Below are 9,130 nucleotides of genomic sequence, written 5' to 3'. Positions count from 1 at the left end.
AGCAAAACGCCCGGGCTAGCCGGGCGTTTTGAAGGGAATCAATGCTGCTTTTTAGCCTGGTCTTTGTGACCAATGTTCGAAAAGAGGTTGAACACTTCACCCAGGCCGTAGATGGCACCGAGGATGATGGCCATCACTACTGGCACCATGATCACGGCGAATACCAGACTTTTCAACAACTCTAACATGGTTTTCTCCAGATATTGTGAAGGGCTTATTCTACCCTGAAAAGTAAGAAAAACATCCCCTTTTGTGCGGTAGCCTTTGCGCCCCGCACCATTTGGGTCACAATATCCTTTTTGCCAGGACACTGTTATGCAGGCCGAAATTCTTCTTACTCTCCGACTACAGCAAAAGCTTTTTGCCGACCCCAGACGTATAGCCCTGCTTAAACAAATAGAACAAACGGGCTCGATTAGCCAGGGGGCAAAGAATGCCGGGATCAGCTATAAAAGCGCCTGGGATGCCATCAATGAAATGAACACCCTGAGCGAACACCCGCTGGTGGACAGAGCCACGGGCGGTAAGGGCGGTGGCGGCGCCAGGGTGACGCGCTACGGCCAGCGCCTGATTCAGCTTTACGATCTTCTGGGCCAGATCCAGCAAAAAGCGTTTGATGTACTGAGTGATGACGATAGCGTTCCACTGGACAGTTTGCTGGCCGCCATTTCCCGCTTCTCGTTACAAACCAGCGCCCGCAACCAGTGGTTTGGTACGGTGACGGCGCGCGATAATCTTCAGATACAACAGCATGTTGAGATCCTGCTTGCCGATGGAACAACGCGTCTGAAAGCCGCAATCACCGCGCAGAGTGCAGAGCGCCTTGGCCTGGATGAAGGTAAAGAGGTGCTGGTGTTACTGAAAGCGCCATGGGTCAATATCACGCGTAACCCCGACACGGCACAGGCAGCGGATAACCAGCTATCGGGCGCAATCAGCCATATTGAACGCGGTAAGGCGCAATGCGAAGTGCTTATGACGCTGGCGGACGGACAATCACTCTGCGCGACGGTACCTTGCAGCGAGGCGGACGGCTTAGAAGAAGGTGCTGTCGTCACCGCATATTTCAACGCAGACCGGGTGATTATCGCCACATTGTGCTGAGCGCATTGACAACCGCGCTGACAGTGAGTATCCCTGACATCTGTTGCTGCAAAAAATGGGATAAATCATGGCATTATTGCATATTTCGCAAGGTACGTTTCGTCTTAGCGATACCCGGACGCTGGCGATTGCTGATTTGACAATACGCGCGGGTGAAAGCTGGGCGTTTGTTGGCACTAACGGCAGCGGTAAATCCGCGCTGGCCCGTGCGCTGGCGGGGGAGCTCACCCTCCTCAAAGGGGAATACCAGAGCGACGTTACGCGCCTGACGCGCCTCTCTTTTGAACAACTGCAAAAGCTGGTGAGCGACGAATGGCAGCGCAACAACACCGATTTACTCAGTCCTGGAGAAGAAGATACCGGCCGTACAACGGCGGAAATTATCCAGGATGAGGTGAAAGATCCTGCCCGCTGTCAGCGCCTGGCTGAACAGTTCGGCGTTACCGCCCTGCTCAACCGACGCTTCAAATATCTTTCTACCGGCGAAACGCGGAAAACCCTGCTTTGCCAGGCGCTGATGAGCGAGCCTGAGTTGCTGATCCTCGACGAACCGTTCGACGGCCTTGACGTCCAGTCCCGGGCGCAGCTGGCGCATCTGCTGGGATCGCTTAATCAGCAGGGATATACCCTTGTGCTGGTACTTAACCGCTTTGATGAGATTCCGGATTTTGTCCAGCATGCCGGTGTGCTGGCCGACTGCCATCTGACCGAGACGGGCGAAAAGTCGGCGCTGCTTAAGCAGGCGCTGATCGCCCAGCTCGCGCACAGTGAACAGCTCGACGGCATCACCCTTCCGGAACCCGATGCCCCGTCAGCCCGCCACGCGCTCGATCCTCACCAGCCACGCATCGTGCTGCGTGATGGTATCGTCTCTTATGACGACCGCCCGATCCTTAACCATCTTAGCTGGACGGTGAATCCGGGCGAGCACTGGCAGATTGTCGGCCCGAATGGCGCGGGAAAATCCACGCTGCTGAGCCTCATCACCGGCGACCATCCGCAGGGCTATAGCAACGATCTCACGTTGTTTGGCCGTCGTCGCGGCAGCGGTGAAACCATCTGGGATATTAAAAAACATATCGGCTACGTCAGCAGCAGCCTACATCTGGATTACCGGGTCAGTACCACGGTACGTAACGTGATCCTCTCCGGGTATTTTGACTCCATCGGAATTTATCAGGCGGTGTCGGACAAGCAGCACAAGCTGGCCCAGCAGTGGCTGGATATTCTGGGGATGGATAGCCGGGTGGCTGACGCGCCGTTTCACAGTTTGTCATGGGGGCAGCAGCGCCTGGCATTGATCGTTCGCGCGCTGGTAAAACACCCGACACTGTTAATTCTGGATGAGCCCCTGCAGGGTCTGGATCCGCTAAACCGCCAGCTGATTCGTCGCTTTGTGGATATTCTCATTGCCGAGGGTGAAACCCAACTGCTGTTTGTTTCACACCATGCCGAGGATGCCCCTTCCTGTATCACCCATCGTCTTGAGTTCATTCCGGACGGCGAGCGCTATCGCTACCTTCTCAGCCACATCGACTAACCGTGGAGGGCCCCGCCCTCCTCTTTTCAGATAACTTGCATCAATACAACACTATCTCTTTGATCTAGAATGTTCTGAGTGATTGAAAAAGCGAGTTTGAAAACGAGTGTAAACGATTCCACTATTTTATCCCATGTCACACTTTTAGCGTCTCTGTTATGCTATGGTTATTACATACCATAAGCCTAATGGAGCGAATCATGCGAGTTCTGGTAACAGGTGGTAGCGGTTACATCGGAAGTCATACCTGTGTGCAACTGCTGCAAAATGGTCACGATGTGATCATCCTCGACAACCTGTGCAATAGTAAGCGCAGCGTGCTGCCGGTGATTGAACGTCTTGGCGGGAAACAACCCACTTTCGTGGAAGGCGACATCCGCAACGAAGCGCTGATGACCGAAATCCTTCACGACCACGCCATTGAAGCGGTGATCCACTTCGCCGGTCTGAAAGCCGTCGGTGAATCCGTTGCGAAGCCGCTTGAGTATTACGACAACAACGTCAACGGTACCCTGCGTCTCATCTCCGCCATGCGTGCGGCGAACGTTAAAAACTTTATCTTCAGCTCCTCCGCCACCGTCTATGGCGATCAGCCAAAAATCCCCTACGTTGAAAGTTTCCCGACAGGCACGCCACAAAGCCCGTACGGCAAAAGCAAGCTGATGGTGGAACAGATCTTGACCGATCTGCAAAAAGCGCAGCCGGAATGGAGCATCGCCTTGCTGCGCTACTTCAACCCGGTCGGCGCCCATCCGTCTGGCGATATGGGTGAAGATCCGCAGGGCATCCCGAACAACCTGATGCCGTATATCGCCCAGGTGGCGGTAGGCCGTCGTGAGTCGCTGGCGATTTTTGGTAACGACTACCCAACCCAGGACGGCACCGGCGTGCGCGACTATATCCACGTGATGGATCTGGCCGACGGTCACGTTGCGGCCATGCAACAGCTGGCAGATAAACCGGGCGTGCATATTTACAACCTCGGCGCCGGGGTCGGCAGCAGCGTGCTGGACGTGGTTAACGCCTTCAGCAAAGCCTGCGGTAAGCCAGTGAACTACCACTTCGCACCGCGTCGTGATGGTGACCTGCCCGCTTACTGGGCGGATGCCACTAAAGCCGACAAAGAGCTTAACTGGCGTGTTACCCGCACGCTTGATGAAATGGCACAGGATACCTGGCACTGGCAGTCACGCCACCCGCAAGGCTATCCGGACTAAGGATCCTTCATGACTTCGTTTAATCCCGTCGATCATCCGCATCGTCGTTTTAACCCGTTAAGCGGACAATGGATTTTGGTGTCTCCGCATCGCGCCAAGCGCCCCTGGCAGGGGGCGCAAGAGACGCCTGCGAAACAAACGCTACCGCAGCATGACCCGGATTGCTTCCTGTGTCCGGGCAACACGCGCGTCACCGGAGATAAAAACCCGGACTACAAAGGCACCTTCGTCTTCACCAACGATTTTGCTGCGCTAATGACCGACACGCCGGACGCGCCCGCGAGCCATGACCCGCTGATGCGCTGTGAAAGCGCGCGGGGTACCAGCCGCGTGATCTGCTTCTCGCCCGATCACAGCAAAACGCTGCCGGAGCTGAGCGTTGAGGCACTGAAAGAGGTGATCGGCACCTGGCAGGCACAAACCGCTGAGCTGGGGCAGACTTACCCGTGGGTGCAGGTATTTGAAAACAAAGGTGCGGCGATGGGCTGCTCCAACCCGCATCCGCACGGCCAGATCTGGGCGAACAGCTTCCTGCCTAACGAAGCCGAACGCGAAGACCGCCTGCAAAAAGCCTATTTAGAGGAAAACGGCTCACCCATGCTGGTTGATTACACCCAGCGTGAGCTGGCCGATGGCAGCCGTACCGTGGTGGAAACCGAACACTGGCTCGCCGTCGTACCTTACTGGGCCGCCTGGCCGTTTGAAACGCTGCTGTTGCCGAAAGCGCACATTCAGCGCATGACCGATCTCAGCGACGCACAGCGCGACGACCTTGCGCTGGCGCTGAAGAAACTGACCAGCCGTTACGACAACCTGTTCCAGTGCTCTTTCCCGTATTCCATGGGCTGGCACGGCGCACCGTTTAACGGTGAAGAGAACCAACACTGGCAGCTGCATGCCCATTTCTATCCGCCACTGCTTCGCTCTGCGACGGTACGTAAGTTCATGGTGGGCTATGAAATGCTGGCGGAAACCCAGCGTGACCTGACGGCGGAACAGGCAGCCGAACGTCTGCGTGCCGTGAGTGACGTCCACTATCGCGAATCAGGAGTCTAAAAAATGAGTCTGAAAGATAAAACACAATCCCTGTTTGCTGAGAAATTTGGCTACCCTGCCACCCATGTTATTCAGGCGCCTGGCCGCGTCAATCTGATCGGTGAACATACTGACTACAACGACGGTTTTGTGCTGCCGTGTGCCATTGATTACCAGACGGTTATTAGTTGCGCAAAGCGCGACGACCGTAACGTCCGCGTAATAGCGGCGGATTACGGTAACGAAACCGACGAGTTTTCCCTTGATGCCCCCATTGTGACGCACGACAGCCAGCAGTGGTCTAACTATGTGCGCGGCGTGGTGAAGCATCTGCAGAAGCGTAACAAGAACTTTGGCGGTGCGGATTTAGTGATCAGCGGCAACGTGCCACAGGGCGCGGGCTTAAGCTCCTCTGCCTCTCTGGAAGTCGCCGTGGGGACCGTGTTCCAGCAGCTTTATCATCTGCCGCTGGACGGGGCGCAAATCGCCCTTAACGGTCAGGAAGCAGAAAACCAGTTCGTGGGCTGTAACTGCGGCATTATGGACCAGCTGATCTCCGCGCTGGGCAAAAAAGAGCACGCGCTGCTGATCGACTGCCGCTCGCTTGGCACCAAAGCCGTTCCGCTGCCCAAAGGCGCGGCTGTTGTGATTATCAACAGTAATTTTAAGCGCACGCTGGTGGGCAGCGAGTACAACACCCGCCGCGAGCAGTGTGAAACCGGTGCACGCTTCTTCCAGCAGCCCGCCCTGCGCGACGTGACGCTTGATGAATTCAATAAGGTTGCGCATGAGCTGGATCCGGTTGTCGCCAGACGCGTTCGTCACGTGCTGACGGAGAACGCCCGTACCGTTGAAGCCGCGTCCGCGCTGGCGAAAGGCGACCTGAAACGCATGGGAGAACTGATGGCTGAATCGCATGCCTCCATGCGCGATGACTTTGAAATCACCGTCCCGCAAATTGATACCCTGGTTGAGATCGTCAAAGCGACCATCGGCGATAAAGGCGGCGTGCGCATGACCGGCGGCGGCTTCGGGGGCTGCATCGTTGCGCTGGTACCGGAAGAGCTGGTCCCTGCCGTACAGGATGCCGTGACGAAGCAGTACGAAGCAAAGACAGGTATTAAAGAAACCTTCTATGTATGTAAAGCATCACAAGGAGCCGGACAGTGCTAAACGAAACACCTACTCTCGCACCGGATGGTCTGCCGTATCGCCTGTTAACCCTGCGCAACCGCGCAGGGATGGTGGTTACGCTGATGGACTGGGGTGCAACCCTGCTCTCCGCCCGCGTACCGATGCCGGACGGCAGCGTGCGTGAAACGCTGCTCGGCTGTGCATCGCCTGAGCAGTATGTTAACCAATCGGCTTTTCTGGGAGCGTCCGTCGGCCGCTATGCCAACCGCATCGCTAAAAGCCGTTTCGAACTCGACGGCGTGGCGTACCCTCTCCTTCCAAGTCAGGGTGAGAACCAGCTTCACGGCGGACCGGAAGGGTTTGATAAACGCCGCTGGAAAATTGTCCGTCAAAATGACAGCGAAGTGCTGTTCTCGCTGGATTCACCTGATGGCGATCAGGGCTTCCCGGGCAACCTTATCGCCTCCGCACGCTTCACGCTGACCGACGACAACCGAATCGCCATCGAATACCGTGCCACGGTCGACAAGCCGTGTCCGGTTAACCTGACTAACCATGCCTACTTTAATCTGGACGGCAACCAGTGCGACGTGCGCAACCACAAGCTGCAAATCCTTGCGGACGCGTACCTGCCGGTTGACGAAATGGGCATACCGTATCAGGGCCTGAAGCAGGTGAACGACACCAGCTTCGACTTCCGCAATGCGAAAGCTATCGCACAGGATTTCCTGAGTGATGACGATCAGCGCAAGGTGAAAGGCTACGACCACGCTTTCCTGTTGCAGGCCAAAGGCGATCTCAGCCAGCCCGCCGCGCAGGTCTGGTCTGCTGACGAGAAGCTGCAGATGACCGTTTATACCACCGCCCCTGCCCTGCAGTTCTACTCAGGTAACTATCTAGGCGGCACAACGGCACGCGAACACAATGAATACAGCGACTGGCAGGGTCTGGCACTGGAGAGCGAGTTCCTGCCTGACAGCCCGAATCATCCGGAATGGCCGCAGCCAGATTGCGTTCTGCGCCCGGGTGAAGAGTACGTGAGCGTCACCGAGTATCATTTCATTCCGCGCGCTTAACGACAGGCCCTCACATCGAGGGCTTTTTTCTGCTCCCCTTGCTGAAAATAGCGCCGATCGCAGACAAAATCATAACCCTGGATTCACAAGCATCTTACACTCGGAGACTATTTTCGCTATGGTTAGGGTTAAGCGTTGCTGCTGGCCTGGCCACAGCAATATAATGAGAATTGTTATCATTCTAAAAATGCTTGAGGAGTAAGAGATGGCTATTACTAAGCTGGTCCTGGTGCGTCACGGCGAAAGCCAGTGGAACAACGAAAACCGCTTTACCGGTTGGTACGACGTTGATCTGTCTGAGAAAGGCGTAAGCGAAGCAAAAGCAGCAGGTAAACTGCTGAAGGAAGAAGGCTTCAGCTTTGATTTTGCTTACACCTCTGTGCTGAAACGTGCCATCCACACGCTGTGGAACGTGCTCGACGAACTGGATCAGGCCTGGCTGCCGGTTGAGAAATCCTGGAAACTGAACGAGCGCCACTACGGTGCGCTGCAGGGTCTGAACAAAGCCGAAACCGCTGAGAAATACGGTGATGAGCAGGTTAAACAGTGGCGTCGCGGCTTCGCGGTAACCCCACCAGAGCTGACCAAAGATGACGAGCGCTACCCGGGCCACGACCCGCGTTACGCGAAACTGACTGACGCTGAGCTGCCAACCACCGAAAGCCTGGCGCTGACCATCGACCGCGTTGTGCCTTACTGGAACGAAACCATTCTGCCACGCCTGAAAAGCGGTGAGCGCGTGATCATCGCCGCTCACGGTAACTCCCTGCGTGCGCTGGTGAAATACCTGGACAACATGGGTGAAGACGAAATTCTTGAACTGAACATCCCAACTGGCGTACCGCTGGTGTATGAGTTCGACGAAAACTTCAAACCAATCAAACACTACTATCTGGGTAACGCGGATGAAATCGCAGCGAAAGCCGCGGCTGTCGCGAACCAGGGTAAAGCGAAGTAATTTTCGCCAGACATAAAAAAAGCGCGGAGCCTTCCGCGCTTTTTTATTTCTGCCTCAGGACTTAACCGCGACGTGCTTTCACCGCGTTCGCCAGCTGACGCAGGAGGGTGTCGGTATCGTCCCAGCCGATGCAGGCATCCGTGACGCTCTTGCCGTACACCAGCGGCTCACTGCCTTCCAGGTTCTGGTTACCTTCGACCAGATGGCTTTCAATCATCACGCCAATCACCGCCTTCTCACCGCCGGCAATCTGCTGACAGACATCAACCCCGACGTCCATTTGCTTTTTAAACTGCTTGCTGGAGTTGGCATGGCTGAAATCGATCATCACCTGCGGTGGCAGCCCGGCTTTTTCCAGCCCGACCTTCACGTCGGCCACATGTTTTGCACTGTAGTTTGGCTCTTTGCCGCCACGCAGAATGATATGGCAATCCCCGTTACCGCTGGTGTTCACGATGGCGGAATGACCCCATTTGGTCACGGACAGGAAGCAGTGCGGCGCACCCGCTGCGTTAATGGCGTCGATAGCCACCTTAATGGTGCCGTCAGTGCCGTTTTTAAAACCAACCGGACAAGAGAGACCGGATGCCAGTTCGCGGTGAACCTGAGATTCCGTGGTACGGGCACCAATTGCGCCCCAGCTCATCAAATCAGCCAGGTATTGTGGCGTGATCATGTCCAGGAACTCACCGGCAGCAGGCAGGCCACTGTCGTTGATCTCCAGCAGCAGCTTGCGCGCAATACGCAGACCGTCGTTGATCTGGAAGCTGTTATCCATGTGCGGATCGTTAATGAGCCCTTTCCAGCCAACTGTCGTACGCGGTTTTTCAAAATAGACGCGCATGACGATTTCCAGCTCATCCTTCAGCTCTTCGCGCAGCTGAAGCAGCCTTGCCGCATACTCTTTTGCCGCAGCAGGATCGTGGATAGAGCATGGACCAATCACCACCAGAAGACGATCGTCATTACCTTTCAGGATCTTATGGATCGCTTTGCGAGCATGAGAAACCGTGTTTGCGGCATTTTCAGTGGCGGGGAATTTCTCAAGGAGCGCTACAGGAGGTAA

General features: G+C 55.8%; 9 protein-coding genes. 7 read left to right on the top strand and 2 right to left on the bottom strand.

Annotation, left to right across the window (positions count from 1 at the left end):
• Positions 1–38: 38 nt before the first annotated feature.
• A complete protein-coding gene (locus tag L977_RS18470) occupies positions 39–188 on the bottom strand; it encodes an AcrZ family multidrug efflux pump-associated protein (protein WP_014883059.1) in 150 nt (49 codons plus the stop codon).
• A 127-nt stretch (positions 189–315) separates the two neighbouring features.
• Here L977_RS18470 and modE point away from each other — a divergent pair, with 127 nt between their 5' ends.
• From modE to gpmA, 7 genes are all read left to right on the top strand, one after another.
• Positions 316–1,104, top strand: a complete 789-nt coding sequence (gene modE, locus L977_RS18465) for a molybdenum-dependent transcriptional regulator (protein WP_023332436.1) — start codon at positions 316–318, stop codon at positions 1,102–1,104.
• Positions 1,105–1,171: 67 nt separating this feature from the next.
• A complete protein-coding gene (gene modF / locus L977_RS18460) occupies positions 1,172–2,644 on the top strand; it encodes a molybdate ABC transporter ATP-binding protein ModF (protein ID WP_047626511.1) in 1,473 nt (490 codons plus the stop codon).
• A gap of 200 nt (positions 2,645–2,844) precedes the next feature.
• Positions 2,845–3,861: a UDP-glucose 4-epimerase GalE gene (gene galE, locus L977_RS18455; protein WP_023332434.1), complete on the top strand. Its 1,017-nt coding sequence runs from the start codon at positions 2,845–2,847 to the stop codon at positions 3,859–3,861.
• 9 nt (positions 3,862–3,870) lie between these two features.
• Complete coding sequence (galT, locus tag L977_RS18450; protein WP_047626510.1) at positions 3,871–4,917, top strand: galactose-1-phosphate uridylyltransferase; 1,047 nt, start codon at positions 3,871–3,873, stop codon at positions 4,915–4,917.
• A gap of 3 nt (positions 4,918–4,920) precedes the next feature.
• Complete coding sequence (galK, locus tag L977_RS18445) at positions 4,921–6,069, top strand: galactokinase (RefSeq protein WP_014883054.1); 1,149 nt, start codon at positions 4,921–4,923, stop codon at positions 6,067–6,069.
• A complete protein-coding gene (gene galM / locus L977_RS18440; protein WP_045269874.1) occupies positions 6,063–7,106 on the top strand; it encodes a galactose-1-epimerase in 1,044 nt (347 codons plus the stop codon). The genes galK and galM overlap by 7 nt, the downstream gene beginning before the upstream one ends.
• Before the next feature lie 205 nt (positions 7,107–7,311).
• The gene (gene gpmA / locus L977_RS18435; protein ID WP_008501111.1) at positions 7,312–8,064 is read left to right on the top strand and encodes a 2,3-diphosphoglycerate-dependent phosphoglycerate mutase; all 753 of its coding nucleotides are present in this window, start codon (positions 7,312–7,314) and stop codon (positions 8,062–8,064) included.
• Between the two features lie 61 nt (positions 8,065–8,125).
• On the opposite strand, the gene aroG is transcribed toward gpmA, so the two are convergent.
• The coding region (gene aroG, locus L977_RS18430; protein ID WP_047626509.1) for a 3-deoxy-7-phosphoheptulonate synthase AroG at positions 8,126–9,130 on the bottom strand (1,005 nt) is incomplete at its 5' end.

It is taken from the genome of Enterobacter sp. ZOR0014, from assembly GCF_000798855.1.
In the GTDB taxonomy this organism is placed as follows: Bacteria; Pseudomonadota; Gammaproteobacteria; order Enterobacterales; family Enterobacteriaceae; genus Enterobacter; species Enterobacter kobei.
The sequence above is the reverse complement of the archived record's forward strand: the minus strand, read 5'-3'. Positions and strand labels throughout refer to the sequence as shown.